This is a genomic window from Mesorhizobium ventifaucium (genome assembly GCF_935822925.1).
Lineage (GTDB): Bacteria > Pseudomonadota > Alphaproteobacteria > Rhizobiales > Rhizobiaceae > Mesorhizobium > Mesorhizobium ventifaucium.
In genome coordinates this window covers 23,492-40,355 of record NZ_CAKXZS010000022.1, presented here as the reverse complement: position 1 = coordinate 40,355, position 16,864 = coordinate 23,492, and the positions used below count along the sequence as shown (strand labels likewise).

The 16,864-nt window shown below is 63.4% G+C and carries 15 protein-coding genes and 1 tRNA gene; 11 read left to right on the top strand and 5 right to left on the bottom strand.

Annotation, left to right across the window (positions count from 1 at the left end; all coding sequences use genetic code 11):
- The first annotated feature begins 262 nt into the window (after window positions 1–262).
- The gene (locus tag NMG70_RS17530; RefSeq protein ID WP_254025709.1) at window positions 263–1,255 is read left to right on the top strand and encodes an alpha/beta fold hydrolase; all 993 of its coding nucleotides are present in this window, start codon (window positions 263–265) and stop codon (window positions 1,253–1,255) included.
- 116 nt (window positions 1,256–1,371) lie between these two features.
- Here the strand turns inward: NMG70_RS17530 and NMG70_RS17525 are convergent, their stop codons facing one another.
- The 3 genes from NMG70_RS17525 to NMG70_RS17510 all read right to left on the bottom strand — a co-directional run bounded on the left by NMG70_RS17525 (window position 1,372) and on the right by NMG70_RS17510 (window position 4,198).
- Window positions 1,372–1,914: a DUF1579 domain-containing protein gene (locus NMG70_RS17525; RefSeq protein WP_254025708.1), complete on the bottom strand. Its 543-nt coding sequence runs from the start codon at window positions 1,912–1,914 to the stop codon at window positions 1,372–1,374.
- Window positions 1,915–2,109: 195 nt separating this feature from the next.
- Window positions 2,110–2,883, bottom strand: a complete 774-nt coding sequence (hisN, locus tag NMG70_RS17515) for a histidinol-phosphatase (RefSeq protein ID WP_254025707.1) — start codon at window positions 2,881–2,883, stop codon at window positions 2,110–2,112.
- 373 nt (window positions 2,884–3,256) lie between these two features.
- Window positions 3,257–4,198: an N-formylglutamate amidohydrolase gene (locus tag NMG70_RS17510; protein ID WP_254025706.1), complete on the bottom strand. Its 942-nt coding sequence runs from the start codon at window positions 4,196–4,198 to the stop codon at window positions 3,257–3,259.
- 160 nt (window positions 4,199–4,358) lie between these two features.
- On the opposite strand from NMG70_RS17510, the gene cpdR reads away from it, so the two are divergent.
- Both cpdR and NMG70_RS17500 read left to right on the top strand, forming a co-directional pair.
- Window positions 4,359–4,721: a cell cycle two-component system response regulator CpdR gene (cpdR, locus tag NMG70_RS17505; RefSeq protein ID WP_006199474.1), complete on the top strand. Its 363-nt coding sequence runs from the start codon at window positions 4,359–4,361 to the stop codon at window positions 4,719–4,721.
- A gap of 117 nt (window positions 4,722–4,838) precedes the next feature.
- Window positions 4,839–4,913 (top strand) — tRNA-Val (locus NMG70_RS17500).
- Window positions 4,914–5,031: 118 nt separating this feature from the next.
- On the opposite strand, the gene fcl is transcribed toward NMG70_RS17500, so the two are convergent.
- Together fcl and NMG70_RS17490 are read right to left on the bottom strand one after the other, a co-directional pair.
- Complete coding sequence (gene fcl, locus NMG70_RS17495) at window positions 5,032–5,994, bottom strand: GDP-L-fucose synthase (protein ID WP_254025705.1); 963 nt, start codon at window positions 5,992–5,994, stop codon at window positions 5,032–5,034.
- Window positions 5,995–6,136: 142 nt separating this feature from the next.
- A complete protein-coding gene (locus NMG70_RS17490) occupies window positions 6,137–7,291 on the bottom strand; it encodes a dihydrodipicolinate synthase family protein (protein ID WP_254025704.1) in 1,155 nt (384 codons plus the stop codon).
- A gap of 242 nt (window positions 7,292–7,533) precedes the next feature.
- Here NMG70_RS17490 and NMG70_RS17485 point away from each other — a divergent pair, with 242 nt between their 5' ends.
- From NMG70_RS17485 to NMG70_RS17450, 8 genes are all read left to right on the top strand, one after another.
- A complete protein-coding gene (locus NMG70_RS17485; RefSeq protein ID WP_254025703.1) occupies window positions 7,534–8,577 on the top strand; it encodes a LacI family DNA-binding transcriptional regulator in 1,044 nt (347 codons plus the stop codon).
- Window positions 8,574–9,590 carry a Gfo/Idh/MocA family protein gene (locus NMG70_RS17480; protein WP_254025702.1) on the top strand — a complete coding sequence of 339 codons (1,017 nt, stop codon included), beginning with the start codon at window positions 8,574–8,576 and terminating at the stop codon, window positions 9,588–9,590. The genes NMG70_RS17485 and NMG70_RS17480 overlap by 4 nt, the downstream gene beginning before the upstream one ends.
- Window positions 9,587–11,188: an acyl CoA:acetate/3-ketoacid CoA transferase gene (locus tag NMG70_RS17475; RefSeq protein WP_254025701.1), complete on the top strand. Its 1,602-nt coding sequence runs from the start codon at window positions 9,587–9,589 to the stop codon at window positions 11,186–11,188. Before NMG70_RS17480 ends, NMG70_RS17475 begins: the two co-directional genes overlap by 4 nt.
- A complete protein-coding gene (locus tag NMG70_RS17470) occupies window positions 11,181–11,957 on the top strand; it encodes an enoyl-CoA hydratase/isomerase family protein (RefSeq protein WP_254025700.1) in 777 nt (258 codons plus the stop codon). Before NMG70_RS17475 ends, NMG70_RS17470 begins: the two co-directional genes overlap by 8 nt.
- Before the next feature lie 44 nt (window positions 11,958–12,001).
- Window positions 12,002–13,489, top strand: a complete 1,488-nt coding sequence (locus NMG70_RS17465) for an aldehyde dehydrogenase family protein (RefSeq protein WP_436798415.1) — start codon at window positions 12,002–12,004, stop codon at window positions 13,487–13,489.
- A 59-nt stretch (window positions 13,490–13,548) separates the two neighbouring features.
- Window positions 13,549–14,802, top strand: a complete 1,254-nt coding sequence (locus NMG70_RS17460) for an ABC transporter substrate-binding protein (RefSeq protein WP_254025698.1) — start codon at window positions 13,549–13,551, stop codon at window positions 14,800–14,802.
- 164 nt (window positions 14,803–14,966) lie between these two features.
- The gene (locus NMG70_RS17455) at window positions 14,967–15,923 is read left to right on the top strand and encodes a carbohydrate ABC transporter permease (RefSeq protein WP_254025697.1); all 957 of its coding nucleotides are present in this window, start codon (window positions 14,967–14,969) and stop codon (window positions 15,921–15,923) included.
- A complete protein-coding gene (locus NMG70_RS17450) occupies window positions 15,920–16,864 on the top strand; it encodes a carbohydrate ABC transporter permease (RefSeq protein WP_254025696.1) in 945 nt (314 codons plus the stop codon). The genes NMG70_RS17455 and NMG70_RS17450 overlap by 4 nt, the downstream gene beginning before the upstream one ends.

Below are 16,864 nucleotides of genomic sequence, written 5' to 3'. Positions count from 1 at the left end.
TTGCGCATGATTCACAGCGAAATCGGCTGCGGTTTTCGGGGCTGTGCGCGAGATGCCGCAAACGAGGCCGACCGGGTGTAACGTCCCTTCCTCCCGGATCGACGGGGGCCGGAAGCATGCCGCAAGCTGCTTTCGGCCTCACTCGCTGGCTGCCTCTTCAGCCTTCCAACGCGTCCGGAATTCCTTTGCTTTTGCTGCATGGGCGTCTATGCCTACCAAAGCTTGCGCCATGCAGGCAGCGACACTTAAAACGCAGCGCCGAATGACGGACCTCCCCGACGAAATCCCCCCCTTCCGCGAAATTCCCCTCTTCCGCGAAATTCCGGGCAATCCGCTACCGGAAAATGCGGCCGGTGGTTTCTTCACCACGCGCGACGGCAAGAAGATCCGCTACGGCCTCTTTCCCACCGTTGCCCGTCCGATGAAGGGCACTGTGGTCGTCTTGACCGGCCGCAACGAGTGCATCGAAAAGTATTTCGAGACCATTCGCAACCTCGCCGACCGCGGCTTTGGCGTCGCCACCTTTGACTGGCGCGGCCAGGGCGGTTCCGACCGGCTGATCAGCGACCGCGACCGCGGCTATGTCCGCAGCTTCTTCGACTACACCCGCGACCTGGAACAGTTCTTCGAGGAGATCGTGCTGCCCGACTGCCGGGGGCCATATTATATCCTGGCCCATTCGGCCGGGGCGGTGATCACGCTGCTTGCCGGGCCGTCGATGGTGAACCGCGTACGGCGCATGGTGCTGATCGCGCCATTCCTGGCCGTTCCCGACCTGCCGGTCTCGACAACCACCGTTCGCCGTCTCTGCTCGCTGTTCTGTCTGCTGGGTCTTGGCAGCCTCTATGCCGCCTGGGGTCCGCGGCCCAGAAGAACCATTCCGTTTGCCGCCAATATGGTGACATCGGATCCGGAGCGGTATCGGCGCAACACGCTGATCTACGAAACCTACCCGCAACTGGCGCTCGGCGGCCCGACGATTCGCTGGCTGAAAGCGGCGGCTGAGGCCTCCGAGGCCGTCAGCGATCCCGACTTCATGGCCAGGATCCAGGTTCCCCTGCTGGTGGTCGCTGCCGGCGCCGACCAGGTCGTCTCGACCAAGGCGGTGGAAACCTACACCAGACGCCTGCGGCTCGGCTCGCTGCTGGTGATCGATGGCGCACGCCATGAAATATTGCAGGAAGCCGACTTTTTTCGCGAGCAGTTCTTTGCCGCCTTCGATGCCTTCATCCCGGGATGCGACGACACCGCCTGATTGAGTGCCGCACTCCCTCCGGACGCGCAGAAGACCGCTCCAACTCATTGAAAATCCATGACTTGGCTTGAAAACATGACTTGGGGTGAAAAATACCTGCCAAGCCGATCGTCGGCCTACACTTGCCGGGCGAAATCCATGATCCAATTGGTTTCCCAGATGTCGCCGCCATCCGGTGAAAAAGCCTGCTCCCAGCGCGCCGATTTTTCAGTGATCCGCGACCACAGGAAGCGAACCTGGATATTTCGTCCGTCGAAAACGTCTTCACACAGGAACGTGCCGACGCCTGCTTCGAAGGCGCCGCGCATCGGAACATCGATGGTCGCCGGGTTGCGGCCGTCGATCCACCAGATCGACCATTGTCTCGTCGCCGGATCGAAGGTCCGCAGTGTGGCGGCGCGATAGGCGCCGCCGGGCAATTCAATGACATTGTCGTCGACATTGCCGAGCCCGCCAAGGATCGGGCGCACCTCGCATGTCCCGCCAAACACGTCCCAGTTCGTGTCGCCTTGTAGGCGCTCCTGCAACCTTCGATGGCTGACGTTCCAGCGCCCGAAGAAGAAATCGAAATCGGCCCGGCCATCTCCCAGGGTATTTTCTGCTGGAGCATTTTCTGCTGGAGCATTTTCGGAACGGCTGGCTGTTGACTGCGTCGGCATGTGATTCCCTCCCGTGACATTGTCTCCATAGCCGAGAGCTGCTGACACCCTCCCGTCAGGAGCGTGGGCTGTGAAACGGCCAGCTGCCCAGCCGGCTCAGCCACGCAGCGCCGCCATCGCGGCGGCATGAAGCTCCGGCGTTGCCGCAGCCAGGATATCGCCGCCCCTTTCCGCCGGCCCGCGTGCCCAGCCGGCTCAGCCACGCAGCGCCGCCATCGCGGCGGCATGAAGCTCCGGCGTTGCCGCAGCCAGGATATCGCCGCCCCTTTCCGCCGGCCCGCCTTCGAAGGTGGTGACGACGCCGCCGGCCTTCTCGATGATCGGAATCAGCGCGACGATATCGTAGGGTTTCAAACCGGGGTCGGCGACGATGTCGACGCTTCCCGCCGCGACCATGGCGAAGGCATAGCAGTCGGTGCCGTAGCGGGCGAGTTGGACCTGCCGCTCGAACAGGTCGTAGCGCAGGCGCGCGTCTCCCTTGAACAGTGCCGGCGTGGTGGTGAACAGCGTCGCCTCGGCGAGGCTTGTCGTCTTGCGTGTCGTCAGCCTTCGCGGTCCGCCCGGGCCTTCATAATGGGCACCGGACGCGTTGGCGTAGAAAAGCTCGCCGGTAAAAGGCTGCGACATCATGCCGGCAACGGCATCGCCGTCGACCGTCAGCCCGACCAACGTTCCCCACACCGGCAGGCCGGAAATGAAGGCACGGGTGCCGTCGATCGGATCGATCACCCAGACATGCCTGCTGGAAATGTTCTCGCTGCCATGCTCCTCGCCGAGGACGCCATGATCGGGATATTCCGCTGAAATAAGCGCGCGGATGACCCGCTCGGCCTCGCGGTCGGCCTCGGTGACCGGGTCGAAGCTGCCTTGCTCCTTGTTGGCGACCGCGCCTTGGCTACGGAAGCGCGGCAAGGTTTCGGCTGCGGCGGCATCCGCAAGGCGCCGCATGAAATCGATGCTGATATCCAACTGAGTCTCCCCGCGATGTAGCCTGCTGGAACCGTCGTTTGCCTGCGGTCTTGCGCCAAGACAAGGGCGTGCGGAACTTTTGCGCGTCGACAACTGTTGCTCGAATGCAACGCTGGCGCCCTCGATATGCAATTTCCACATCATAGTGAATTAAAAACGTCTGTTGGCGGCTTGACATTTGTGCATCGCACAATAGATTTGTTCTCGGACAGGTTTTCCTGTCCATGCCCTCCTTGGGCGTTTCCTCCCTAGACTTCGACCGTGTCGTGCAAACGATGCGGTCTTTTTTTCGGCGCGGCCTCCACCGGATTGCGCGTTCCGACCGCACGCCGACGCCTTTGTCTGGCGCAAGATCTCGTTTCGATTTTCGGCATCATTCGGCGGCAAGCGGCAGATCGATAAAATTGTGGTCGGGCATTGCCATCAGGTCGGCCGAGAATTGCGCCAGATCATCGGCGAGCGCATCGAAGCCGGCGGATTTCTGGAACGTCCGCTCGTTCATGTAAAGCCCGCGATTGACCTCGATCTGCAGCGCATGGAGATGGCGCACGGGGCGGCCATAGTGCTCGGTGATGAAGCCTCCGGCATAGGGCTTGTTATGGGCGACGGTATAGCCCATGCCGATGAGCAGGCCGATCGCCGTCTCGGTCAACGCTGCCGAGGCCGACATGCCGAAACGGTCGCCGACGATGAAGTCTGGCCTGACACCGCTGTCGCCGACCCTGATGCTCGCCGGCATCGAGTGGCAATCGATCAGCACGGCAAAGCCGAACCGCGCATGGGTCCTGGTCAAAAGCCGTTTCAGCGTCTCGTGATAGGGCTTGTAGACGGCCTCGATGCGCGCGACGGCTTCCGCCAGCGGCAAGCGGCCGGCATAGATTTCGAGCCCCTCTCCCACCAGCTTGGGCACAGTGCCAAGCCCGCCGGCCACGCGCGCCGAGCGGATGTTGCAGAACGACGGCACGGGTTCGGCGAACATGCGCGGATCGAGTTCCCAGGGCTCCCGGTTGACGTCGAGATAGGCGCGCGGGAAGTTTGCCGCCAGCATCGGCGCGCCAAGCGCAACGGCGCCGCCGAACAATTCGTCGACATAGCAATCTTCGGAGCGGCGGATGGCGTTTCGGTCCAGCCTTGCCATCGCCAGGAACCGGTCCGGATAGTGTCGGCCGCTATGCGGCGAGTTGAAGAGGAAGGGGACGCGCTGTTCGGCGCCCGACCGGATTTCGAAGGGGGGAACGACCGAAAAATCCTCGGCTGCCGTTTTCAATTTGGACGAACCCGGAAATACCAATGCATCATGATTGAAAGGTGCCACCTCCCCGGCCGCATGTCCAGCGTTTCGGCGTCCGGACCGCTTGGTTAAGGCGGATCGGGCCTTTATCGTTCACTTGATGTTTACCCTCACCTCCTCATATACAGGATGGTTAACGGGCTGCCCCACGGCAGTCCCGGGCGGGTGATTCGGACGGGATAAGATGGCACGCATTTTACTGGCGGAAGACGACGATGACATGCGCCGGTTCCTCGTCAAGGCGCTGGAGCGTGCCGGCTACCAGGTCAGCGATTTCGACAATGGCGCCAGCGCCTATGAGCGGCTGCGCGAAGAGCCTTTCTCACTGCTGTTGACCGATATCGTCATGCCGGAGATGGACGGCATAGAACTCGCCCGCCGCGCCACCGAGATTGATCCCGACCTCAAGGTCATGTTTATCACCGGCTTCGCCGCCGTTGCGCTCAATCCGGATTCCAAGGCGCCGAAAGACGCCAAGGTGCTGTCGAAGCCGTTCCATCTGCGCGATCTCGTCAACGAGGTCGAAAAGATGCTGCAGGCAGCCTGACGCGCTTTCCGCCGCCGGCTTCCGGCGCGCCTTCGACGGCGTGGCAAGGCGAACCTTCTTTCCTTTTTCCCGCTATTGACGCGCCGTGGCAAAAATGGTGTATGCGCGGCTTCGGATGGGCGTGTAGCTCAGCGGGAGAGCACTGCATTGACATTGCAGGGGTCACAGGTTCAATCCCTGTCACGCCCACCATCCAGACAATCCGCCGTCTCTCGTACCCGTGTCGGACGAGCGATTTTGCATTGGCCATGGCCAAGAGACGGCCGCCCAAGCCGTCATGTCTGGTGGCAGCAATCAGCGTCGATTGAGATCAAGCCGCGCCGAGGCGGAGGTCACCTGTCTCAATATGCTGGAGAAACCAGGCATAGGTCTGCTCCAATCCGCTCTGAAGCGAGTACCGCGGGCGCCAGCCGGTGGCAAACAGCCGCGATACGTCCATCAGCTTGCGCGGTGTGCCGTCCGGCTTCGTCGCATCGAATGTGAGCACCGCATCGGCGCCGACGACGGAGAGCATGGTGCGGGCCAGCTCGGCAATGGTGATGTCTTCACCCGAGCCGACATTGACGTGGCCGTCGCCGGCATAGTTTTTCAGCAGCCAGACCAGAGCGTCGGCGGCGTCGTCGACATGCAGGAACTCGCGCATCGGCGTGCCCGATCCCCAGACCTCCAGGGTTTTGTCGCCAGCGCGCTTGGCCTTGTGCGCCTTGCGCATCAGGGCCGGTACGACATGGCTGGTGGAGAGGTCGAAATTGTCGCCGGGGCCATAGAGGTTGGTCGGCATCGCCGAGATGTACTCGACACCGTATTGGCGCCGATAGGCCTGGCATAGTTTCAGCCCAGCGATTTTGGCGATCGCATACCATTCGTTGGTCGGCTCGAGCGGACCGGTCAGCAAGGCATCCTCGGAGATCGGCTGCGCCGCAAACTTCGGATAGATGCAGGACGAACCGAGAAACAGCAATTTCTGCACTTCGTTGCGGAAGGCGCTCTCGATAACATTGGTCTGCATGATGAGATTGTCCTGCAGAAAATCGACCGGCAACCTGTTGTTTGCCAGGATACCGCCGACCTTGGCCGCCGCCATCACCACCGCGTCCGGCCTGTGGCCAGCCATCCAGCGCCGCACGCCGGCCTGGTCCATCAGGTCGAGTTCATCGCGGGATGCGGTCAGGACCTCGCAGTCCTCGTCCGCCAGCCTGCGCACTAAGGCCGAGCCGACCATGCCGCGATGCCCGGCCACGAAAACGCGCTTGCCCCTTAGGTCGAAATCCATTGAGGTATCCCTGTGCAGAACGGCCGCAATGACAATCTGGCGTCGGCGCGCCGGATGGTCGGCACCGGACGCATAGCGCATACAGATTTGCCCGGACAAGGCAAATCGGAGATTCGGACGAGCTCTTCTTGTGGTATGGCGCTCAGACGCCCGCCACGGCGCACAAGTTTTTCATTCTTGTGCTGGCAAGCTCCGGGTCGGCCAGCAATCCGGCCTGGTCGGCAAGACGGAACACATCGGCGTAGTGGCAAATGCCGCGCGCCGACTGCATGCCGCCGACCATCGAGAAATGGTCCTGGTGGCCGTTCAGCCAGGCCATGAGGACGATGCCGGCCTTGTAATACTCGGTCGGCGCCTCGAAGATCTTTCGCGACAAAGGCACTGTCGGCGCCATCAGCGCGTCGTAGCCTGAGCGGTCGCCGGCGGCCAGTCTCGCCAGCGCGGCATTGGCGACCGGCGCGATGGCGTCGAAAATCCCGAGCAGCGCGTGCGAATGCCTTTCGCCGTCGCCGGCGATCAGCTCGGGATAGTTGAAGTCGTCGCCGGTGAACATGACGGCCCCTTTCGGCAGCCGGTTGCGCAGGGCAACCTCTTTGCCGGCATCGAGCAGCGATATCTTGATGCCCTCGACCTTGCCGGCGTGGCGTTCGATGATGGCGACGACCGTATCGAGCGCAGTCTCGAAATCATGGCTGCCCCAATAACCCTTCAGCGCCGGATCGAACATGTCGCCCAGCCAGTGCAGGATGACCTTGCCGGATGCCTGCGACAGGATGCGCTCATAGACGCTTGCATAGTCTTCGGGACCCCTGGCGACAGCCGCGAGCGCGCGGCTGGCCATCATGATCGCCTTGCCGCCCAGGCCTTCGATGAAACCGAACTGCTCTTCATAGGCCGCGATGACATCGTCGAGCGTCCTGGCGGCGCCTGGCGCCAGATGCTCCGTTCCGGCACCTGAGGCGAGATCAGCGCCCTCGACGGTTCGCGCCTCGGCGATCGAGCGGCGGATCAATTTCCTGGCGTTTGCCCAGTCGAAACCCATGCCACGCTGCGAGGTGTCCATGGCCTCGGCGACACGGAAGCCGAGCCGCCACAGATGATGGCGAAACGCCATCGTGCGCTCCCAGTCGACCGCAGGATGAGACCATGGATCGGTCATCGCGAGCGGATCGGCAACGACATGGGCGGCGGCATAGGCGATGCGCGAAAACCGCGCGCCGGTCACCGGCTGTACCGGCTGGCCGACAAGACGGTAGCGAGTGCTGCGACCGCCCTCACCGGGCAAGGCAATGTCCATCGATCTCTCCCTTGGTCGCGCCTATTAAATGGAACGTTCCAACAAATCAAGAACATTTTTGATTCTCAATCCACACCCCAAAAATGCTGCATCGCCGCGACAAAGCCGTTTAAGAGCGCCGCTTTCAGCCGCCGAGTGCCAGATTTTTCAAATTGGGGAAAATTTCTGATTGACTCAAATGCAGCCCAGAATTAGAACGTTCCAATAAATTCGAACCAGAAAATGCCGGAGGACGGATCTGGATGGCCAGCAGGCCCAAAGCGACGATACTCGACATTGCCCGTGAGGCGGGCGTGTCCAAGTCGACGGTGTCGCTGGTGCTGCAGGGCAGCGATCTGATCCGGCCTGAGACCGCGCTGAAGGTCCGCAAGGCGATCGAGGATGTCGGCTATGTCTACAACCGCGGCGCCGCCAATCTGCGCAAGGCCCATTCCAATGTCATCGGCATGGTCATCAACGATCTCACCAACCCGTTTTTCGCCGAAATGGCGGTCGGCATGGAGCGCGTCTTCCAGTCGGCGGGGATCGTGCCGTTCATCGCCAACACGGCGGAGAACCCGGTGCGCCAGGAGGAGGTGCTGAAATCGCTGATGGAGCAAGGTGTCGCCGGGCTGATCGTATCGCCGGCGCGCGGCACGACTCCCGGTGCGTTCCGCCGCATCGAGATGGCGGGCCTTCCGATCGTCTTCACCATGCGCCGCCTCCCCGAAAGCCGCATCCCGGTGATCGCGCCCGACAATCATCGCGGCGCCTGGCTCGCCACCGCCCATCTGATCGGCAAAGGGCATCGCCGGCTCGCCTTCTTCGGCGGCTCATCGGACCTGGTGGTCTATCACGAGCGGCTGGGCGGTTTTCGCGAGGCCTGCGAGGCTCTTGGCATCGCCAAACGCGATACACTGGTCGTCGAAGGCGAAACCAGCCGCAAGGGCGGCATTGCCTGCCTGGAGACGGCCCTCGCCATGGCCGATCCGCCGACCGCGGCGCTGTGCTTCAACGATGCGGTCGCATTCGGCGTCATGCTGGCGCTGCGCAAGCGCGGCCTCGAGCCCGGCGCGGATTTCGCCGTCGTCGGCTTCGACGACGTCATCGAAGCCCAGCACTACATGCCGACGCTGACCAGCGTCGCGGTGGATTCGGCAGGCCTCGGCGAGCGCGCCGCCCATGTCATGCTGAGGATGATCCAGTCGCGCACCACGCGCGCCGAGGATCATATCGGCGCCGTCAACCTCGTCGTCAGGGACAGTTGCGGTCCTCATCGCCCTGCCGGAATGGGAGACGCGGCATGACCGTGAAATGGGGACTGATCGGCGCAAGCACGATCGCCAGGCAATTCATGATCAACGCCATCCGCGCGCAACCGAACGGCGAGATCGCGGCGGTGATGAGTTCCAGCCCGGAGCGCGCCACTGCCTATGCCAGGGAGAACGGCATTGCGCTTGCCGTCTCGACGCTCGATGCATTGCTCGGCTCCGACATCGACGCCGTCTACATCTCGACCACCAACGAATTGCATCTCGAACAGGCACTAGCCGCCATCACGGCGGGAAAACATGTGTTGTGCGAAAAGCCGCTGGCGCTGACCAGCGCCGATGCGCGCACAATGGTCGCCGCGGCCAAAGCGGCCGGCATCGTGCTCGGCACCAACCATCATCTGCGCAATGCCGGCTCGCACCGGGCGATGCGCGAGAGCATTGCCGCCGGCCGCATCGGCAAGCCGATTGCCGCGCGCGCCTTCCACTCCGTCTATCTGCCTGAAAATTTGCAAGGCTGGCGCATCACCAGGCCGGAAGCCGGCGGCGGCGTCGTGCTCGACATCACCGTGCACGATGCCGACACGCTGCGCTTCGTGCTCGGCGACGATCCGCTCGACGTTTCGGCGTTCACGCAGGCCGCAGGCATGGCCGGCGGCGGGCTGGAAGACGGCGCCATGTGCATCTGGCGCTTCAAATCGGGCGTCATCGCCCAGTCACATGAGGGTTTTACGACGAAATTCGCCGGCACCGGCTTTGAGGTGCATGGCAGCGAAGGCTCGCTGATCGCGAAAGATGTGATGACGCAGAAGCCGATCGGCGCTGTGCTGCTGCGCACCGCAAAAGGCGAGGAGGAATTGAGCTTCGACCGCGAAGATCTCTATGTCCGTTCCCTGCGCCAATTCCATGAGGCGATCGGTGGCGAAGGCCAGCCGTCGGCCACCGGCGAGGACGGCGTCTGGTCGTTGACATCAGCCGAAGCGGCATTGCAATCCGCCAGGTCCGGCAAGTCAGTCGCGATCGATCCGAACCTCGGGGGCGCAGGATGACCAAACTCGTCTCCGCAGTCCAAGCCGCCAGCCTGATCAGGGACGGCATGGTCGTTTCGGTATCGTCGTCGAGCGGTCTCGGCTGCCCGGATGCGGTGCTCGCCGCGATCGGCGAGCACTTCGAGGCGGAGGGCCATCCGAAGAACATCACGACGCTGCACCCGATCGCCGCCGGCGACATGTACGGCATCAGGGGTATCGACCATCTGGCCAAGCCCGGCCTGTTGAAGCGCACGCTCTGCGGCTCCTATCCGTCCGGCCCGTCCTCTTCGGAGCCGCCGCAGATCTGGAAGATGATCGGCGACAATTCGGTCGCCGCCTACAATGTGCCCTCAGGCATATTGTTCGACATGCATCGCGAGGCCGCTGCCAAGCGCCCCGGCGTGCTGACCAAGGTCGGCCTCGACACCTTCGCCGACCCGCGTCATCAGGGCTGCGCCATGAACGCGGCCGCCAGCGAGCCGATCGTTTCGGTGCAGCAGTTCGACGGCGAGGAATGGCTCTATTTCCGCTCGATCGTGCCTGACGTGTCGATCATCCGGGCGACGACGGCCGATGAGCGCGGCAATCTGACCTATGAGCATGAGGGCGCCTATCTCGGCGGGCTGGAACAGGCGCTCGCTGCCCGCAACAATGGCGGCACCATCATCGCGCAGGTCAAGCGGGTCGTCGAGAACGGCACGCTGAAGCCGCATGACGTGCGCGTGCCCGGCGTGCTGGTCGACCACATCGTGGTGGCGCCCGACCAGTTGCAAACGACGCTGACCTCCTACGACCCGGCGATCTCCGGCGAGATCTTCCGGCCGCTGTCGACCTTCCGCAATACCGAGATGAGCGTCCAGAAGGTTATCGCCCGGCGCGTCGCCATGGAGCTTGCCGACGGCATGGCCGTCAACATCGGCTTCGGCATCTCGGCCAACGTGCCGCGCATCCTTCTCGAGGAAGGCCAGCACGGCAAGGTCACCTGGGTGATCGAACAGGGCGCGGTCGGCGGCGTGCCGCTGCTCGATTTCAAGTTCGGCTGCTCGTCGAACGCCGACGCGTTCATGCCTTCGCCACACCAGTTCATCTACTTCCAGGGCGGCGGTTTCGACGCCTCGCTGCTGTCCTTCCTTCAGATCGACCGCCATGGCTCGGTCAACGTGTCGAAGCTTTCGGCGAGGCCGCACGTCACCGCCGGCGCCGGCGGCTTCGTCGACATCACCGCGCGGGCGAAGAAGATCGTCTTTTCCGGCTTCTTCAATGCTGGCGCCAAGCTGTCGCTGGCCGATGGCGGCATCCGCATCGACGGGGAAGGCAAGGTCAAAAAAGTGGTCGGCGAGGTCGAGCACATCTCCTTCTCCGGAAAACGTGCCGTCGCGCAAGGACAGGACATCACCTATGTCACCGAGCGCTGCGTCATGAAGCTGACGCCGGATGGGCTGATGGTGACGGAGCTGGCACCCGGCATCGATCTTCAGCGCGACGTGCTGGCGCAGGCCGAGGTTCCGCTTGGCGTCGCCAACGACCTGAAAGTGACGCCGGACGCGCTCTATCGTGACCGGCCGATCGGACTGTCGCTCAATGGCGGCGCCTCGCTTGGAGGGGCGCATGTCTGAGCGTCTCGTCAGCTTTGAAACAGACGGTGCCATCGGCATCGTCACGCTGCGCCGGCCGGAGAAATTCAACGCGCTCGACATCCCGATGCTGCGCGCGCTGGAAGCCGCGCTCGATACGGCAGAGGCCGCGGACGGCGTCCGCGTCGTGCTGCTGTGCGGCGAAGGCAAGGGCTTTTGCGCCGGCGGCGACGTCGAAGCCTGGTCGCAAATGAGCGCCGCCGATTTTCAGGTGCAATGGGTGCGCTATGGCCACCGCGTCTTCGACCGGCTGGCGCGGTTGCGGCAGCCGACGATCGCCGCGCTGTCCGGCCATGCGCTGGGTGGCGGGCTGGAACTGGCGGCGGCTACAGACTTCCGCGTCGCCGAGGCGCAGGTGAAATTAGGCTTGCCGGAAACCTCGATCGGCGTGGTGCCCGGCTGGTCCGGCACGCAGCGCGCGGTGCGCCGCTTCGGCGCGCAGACGGTGCGGCGCATGGCAATCGGCGGCGAGACGTTCGTGGCGGCCGAAGCACTCGCTCTGGGCATCGTCGACCGGGTGGTCGACACGGGCAAGGCGTTCATCGAGGCCAAGGCCTGGGCCGGCAAGATCGCCGAGCGCGGCCCGTTGGCAACCGAGGCCGCCAAGCTGATGATCGCGGTCGCCGAAGGCGAGGAAAGTGCCGCCGCGACCGAGGCGCTGGCCAGCGGCTTCATCGCGCTGACCGGAGACCTCAAGGCTGGTGTCGACGCTTTCAAGGCCAAGCAGAAACCAGCGTTTTCAAGATCATGAGAATGCGAGCGGAACCTCACATGAACTTGCCCCTCACCATAGCCATGCCCGCCGAGGCATCCGCAGCACCGAAGACCTACCGGCTGCTGATCGACGGCAAGTTCGTCGATGCCCGCGACGGCCGCACGCTGGAGCGCAACAGCCCTGGCCACGGCTTCACCGTTTCGCGCTATGCGCAAGCCGGCGAGGCGGAAGTCGAGGCGGCGGTACAGGCGGCGCACAAGGCTTTCGAGACCGGCCCGTGGCCGCGCATGAAGGCCGGCGAGCGCGCCGCGATCCTGCTCAAGACGGCGGACCTGATCGAGGCGCGGCTCGAGGAGATTGCCCGGCTCGACGTGCTGGAATCCGGCAAGCCGATCGCCCAGGCGCGCGGCGAGATCGGCGGCGCCGTCGACATCTGGCGCTATGCCGCGGCGCTTGCCCGCACGCTGCATGGCGAGACCTACGCCAATCTCGGCGACGCCATGCTGGGCGTCGTGCTGCGTGAACCGATCGGCGTCGTCTCGATCATCACGCCGTGGAATTTTCCGTTCCTCATCGTCAGCCAGAAGCTGCCGTTCGCGCTCGCCGCCGGCTGCACGGCGGTGGTCAAGCCGAGCGAGATGACCTCGGCCTCGACCTTCGTGCTCGGCGACATCCTGATGCAGGCCGGTTTGCCGGACGGCGTCGTCAACATCCTCGCCGGCCTGGGCGCCGATGTCGGCGCGCCGATGGTCGCCCACCCGCTGGTCGAGATGGTGTCGTTCACCGGCTCCACCCGGGTCGGCAAGATGACCATGGCGTCGGCTGCAGACTCGCTGAAGAAGGTCTCGATGGAGCTCGGCGGCAAGAACGGCCAGATCGTCTTTCCAGATGCCGACCTCGAAGCCGCCGCCGACGCGGCGGTGTTCGGCGGCTTCTTCAACGCCGGCGAATGCTGCAACGCCGGCAGCCGGCTGATCGTCCATGAGGCGATTGCCGACGACTTCCTCGGCGCAGTGAAGGCGCTCACCGCCAGGGTCGCCGTCGGCGATCCGCTCGATGACAGCACCAAGGTCGGCGCGATGATCTCTTCCGAGCACCTTTCCAAGGTCACCGGCTACATCGCGGCGGCGGCAAACGACGGAAGCAGCGTCTATATCGGCGGCAAGCAGATCGCCTCCTGTGCCGGTCAGTATCTCGACCCGACCATCCTTCGCGGCGTCACCGAAGACATGGCCATTGCACGTGAAGAAGTGTTCGGCCCGGTGCTGTCGGTGCTGACGTTTGGATCGATTGAAGAGGCGTTGCGCATCGCCAACAACACGCCCTATGGTCTATCGGCGGGCGTGTGGAGCGCCAGCATCGACACCTGCATGTCGGTGGCGCGGAATGTGCGTTCGGGAACCGTTTGGGTGAACACGTTCATGGAAGGTTATCCCGAGCTGCCTTTCGGCGGCTACAAGCAGTCCGGTCTCGGACGCGAACTCGGCAAGCGCGCCGTCGAGGACTATACCGAGGAAAAGACGATCCAGTTTCATCGCGGCCAGCGCACCGGATGGTGGGTCGGCTGAGTTGGGAAGAACCCGGCGGACAATCGCCGGTCGTGTAGCTGCAACAAGGGAGGAAGTACATGTTGCGCAAATTGCTTATCGGAACGGCTCTCGGCTCGGGTCTTGCGTTCGCGGCCCATGCCCAGGACGTCAAGGAAGTCGAGATGCTGCATTGGTGGACGTCTGGCGGCGAAGCGGCTGCCTTGAACGTGCTCAAGGAGGATCTGGCCAAGCAAGGCTTTGCCTGGAAGGACGTGCCCGTGGCCGGCGGCGGCGGCGACGCCGCCATGACCGCGCTGAAGGCGATGGTCGCGGCCGGCAACTACCCGACCGCCTCCCAGATGCTCGGCTATACCGTGCTCGATTATGCCGCGGCCGGCGTGATGGGCGACCTGACCGAGGCGGCGGTAAAGGAAGGCTGGGACAAATCCGTTCCGGCCGCCCTGCAGAAATTCTCGGTCTATGACGGCAAGTGGGTCGCGGCTCCGGTCAACGTCCACTCCGTCAACTGGCTGTGGATCAACAAGGCGGTGATGGACAAGATCGGCGGCACCGAGCCAAAGACCTTCGACGAATTCATCGCGTTGCTCGACAAGGCCAAGGCGGCGGGCGTCATCCCGCTCGCGCTCGGCGGCCAGAACTGGCAGGAAGCCACCATGTTCGATTCGGTCGTGCTGTCGACCGGCGGACCTGAATTCTACAAAAAGGCCTTCAACGACCTCGACGAAGAGCAGCTGAAATCCGACACGATGAAGAAGTCGTTCGACAACCTCGCCAAGCTCGTCACCTATGTCGACCCGAACTTCTCGGGCCGCGACTGGAACCTCGCCACCGCCATGGTCATCAAGGGCGATGCGCTGGTGCAGGTCATGGGCGACTGGGCCAAGGGCGAATTCAACGCCGCCAAGAAGACCCCGGGCACCGACTTCCTGTGCTATCGCTTCCCGGGCACTGACGGCAGCGTGGTCTACAACTCCGACATGTTCGGCATGTTCGACGTTCCGGAGGAACGCAAGGCTGCCCAGGTCGCCTTGGCCACCGCCACCTTGTCGAAGAGCTTCCAGTCGGCGTTCAATGTCGTCAAGGGCTCGGTCCCGGCCCGCACCGACGTGCCCGACACCGACTTCGACGCTTGCGGCAAGAAGGGCATCGCCGACCTGAAGGCCGCCAACGAAGGCGGCACGCTGTTCGGTTCGCTGGCGCAAGGCTATGGCGCGCCGCCGGCCGTCGCCAATGCCTACAAGGACGTCGTCTCGAAGTTCGTCCACGGCCAGATCAAGACCTCGGACGAGGCCGTGACGCAGCTGGTTAACGCAATCGAAGACGCCAAATAAGAACCGGCATGCAAGGACCTTCCCCGCTCCGTTGGGGAAGGTTCCACCAAGCCAGGATGGTCGGCCTCTGGTCGGAATGGCGCCGGCGATCAACCAACACGCCCCGTCTCGACGGGGCTATCCTTCACCGCCTGGCGGGGAAGGGACCCGAAAGGGAGGAGCCCATGACTACGGTCACGACCCAGATCAAGCTGACGCCGGAGCATAGTGCCCGCCCGGGCGCCTCCATGCGTTCGCGCCTGCAGGACGCGCTGCCGAAGATCGTGCTGGCGCCAAGCTTTGCGATCACCATCGTCTTCGTCTACGGCTTCATCCTGTGGACGGTCTATCTGTCGTTCACCAATTCCAAGACCTTTCCGTCCTATGCCCTGACCGGGCCGCGGGCCTATCAGCGGCTGTGGCGCTGGACCTTCGAGAGCGACCCGCCGTCGAGCTGGTACACCTCGATCACCAATATGGGCATTTTCGGCTTTCTCTACATCTTCATCTGCCTGGCGCTCGGCCTGTTCCTGGCGATCCTGCTCGACCAGAAGATCCGCGGCGAAGGCGTGTTGCGGCCGATCTATCTCTACCCGATGGCGCTGTCCTTCATCGTCACCGGCGTCGCCTGGAAATGGTTCCTCGACCCCGGCCTCGGACTCGAGCAGACGCTGCATCAATGGGGCTGGACGAGCTTCCATTTCGACTGGATCAAGAACAAGGATTTCGTCATCTACACGGTGGTGATCGCCGGCGTCTGGCAGGCCTCGGGCTTCATCATGGCAATGTTCCTGGCCGGCCTGCGCGGCATCGACGGCGAGATCATGAAGGCGGCGCAGATCGACGGCGCCACCACTTTCCAGCTCTATCGCCGGATCGTCATCCCGCTGCTGCGGCCGGTGTTCCTTTCGGCCTTCATCGTGCTCGCTCACCTCGCCATCAAGTCCTACGATCTGGTCGTAGCACTTACCAGCGGCGGGCCCGGCGGCTCCGCCTGGCTGCCGTCGAACTTCATGTATGAGTACACCTTCAAGCGCAACGAAATGGCCGTCGGCTCGGCCAGCGCCGTGATCATGCTGATGACCATCACCGCGATCATCGTGCCCTACCTCTATTCCGAGCTCAGGGAGAAGCCGCGATGAGCGTCATTGCCACGCCCGCTCGCCAGAGCACTGGCGGCATCAGCGCCAGGACCGTCAACCGTATCCTCATTTACAGCCTGCTGGCGCTGTTCGCGCTGTTCTACCTGATGCCGCTGTTCGTCATGCTGGTGACCTCGTTCAAGACCATGGACGAGATCCAGAGCGGCAACATGCTGGCGCTGCCGCAGGCGCCAACCTTCGAGCCGTGGCTGAAGGCGTGGGGCGAGACCTGCGTCGGCCTGACCTGCGCCGGCATCAAGGGCTATTTCTGGAACTCCATCAAGATGGTGGTTCCGGCGGTGCTGATCTCGACGCTGCTCGGCGCGCTCAACGGCTATGTCCTGACCAAATGGCGCTTCCGCGGCCACACGCTGGTCTTCGGGCTTATGCTGTTTGCCTGCTTCATCCCGTTCCAGTCGGTGCTGTTGCCGATGGCGACGATCCTCGGCAGCCTCGGCCGTTTCGGCGTGACGCTGCGAAACGCAACGGGATTTTCATTCGGCTTGGGCAATCCGACGGTCAACCTGGTCTTTGTTCACGTCGTCTACGGGCTCGGCTTCACCACCTTGTTTTTCCGCAATTATTACGAGGCTTTCCCGACCGAACTGGTCAAGGCGGCACAGGTCGACGGCGCCAGCTTCTTCCAGATTTTCCGGCGCATCATGCTGCCGAATTCGATGCCGATCTTCGTCGTCACCGTCATCTACCAGTTCACCAACATCTGGAACGACTTCCTGTTCGCCTCGGCCTATGCCGGCACCGGCGACGCGATGCCGATGACCGTGGCGCTGAACAACGTCGTCAACACCTCGACCGGCGTCGTCGAATACAATGTCAACATGGCGGCGGCGATGATCGCCGCACTGCCGACCCTTCTCGTCTATGTGGTCGCTGGCCGCTACTTCGTGCGCGGCCTGATGGCCGGCGCCGTCAAAGGATAA

Bases quoted from the DNA above. Each gene is read 5' to 3' on its own strand.
- NMG70_RS17530 (WP_254025709.1), top strand. From the start codon at position 263: ATGACGGACCTCCCCGACGAAATCCCCCCCTTCCGCGAAATTCCCCTC.
- NMG70_RS17525 (WP_254025708.1), bottom strand. From the start codon at position 1,914: ATGCCGACGCAGTCAACAGCCAGCCGTTCCGAAAATGCTCCAGCAGAA.
- cpdR (WP_006199474.1), top strand. From the start codon at position 4,359: ATGGCACGCATTTTACTGGCGGAAGACGACGATGACATGCGCCGGTTC.
- fcl (WP_254025705.1), bottom strand. From the start codon at position 5,994: ATGGATTTCGACCTAAGGGGCAAGCGCGTTTTCGTGGCCGGGCATCGC.
- NMG70_RS17490 (WP_254025704.1), bottom strand. From the start codon at position 7,291: ATGGACATTGCCTTGCCCGGTGAGGGCGGTCGCAGCACTCGCTACCGT.
- NMG70_RS17485 (WP_254025703.1), top strand. From the start codon at position 7,534: ATGGCCAGCAGGCCCAAAGCGACGATACTCGACATTGCCCGTGAGGCG.
- NMG70_RS17480 (WP_254025702.1), top strand. From the start codon at position 8,574: ATGACCGTGAAATGGGGACTGATCGGCGCAAGCACGATCGCCAGGCAA.
- NMG70_RS17475 (WP_254025701.1), top strand. From the start codon at position 9,587: ATGACCAAACTCGTCTCCGCAGTCCAAGCCGCCAGCCTGATCAGGGAC.
- NMG70_RS17470 (WP_254025700.1), top strand. From the start codon at position 11,181: ATGTCTGAGCGTCTCGTCAGCTTTGAAACAGACGGTGCCATCGGCATC.
- NMG70_RS17465 (WP_436798415.1), top strand. From the start codon at position 12,002: ATGCCCGCCGAGGCATCCGCAGCACCGAAGACCTACCGGCTGCTGATC.
- NMG70_RS17460 (WP_254025698.1), top strand. From the start codon at position 13,549: ATGTTGCGCAAATTGCTTATCGGAACGGCTCTCGGCTCGGGTCTTGCG.
- NMG70_RS17455 (WP_254025697.1), top strand. From the start codon at position 14,967: ATGACTACGGTCACGACCCAGATCAAGCTGACGCCGGAGCATAGTGCC.
- NMG70_RS17450 (WP_254025696.1), top strand. From the start codon at position 15,920: ATGAGCGTCATTGCCACGCCCGCTCGCCAGAGCACTGGCGGCATCAGC.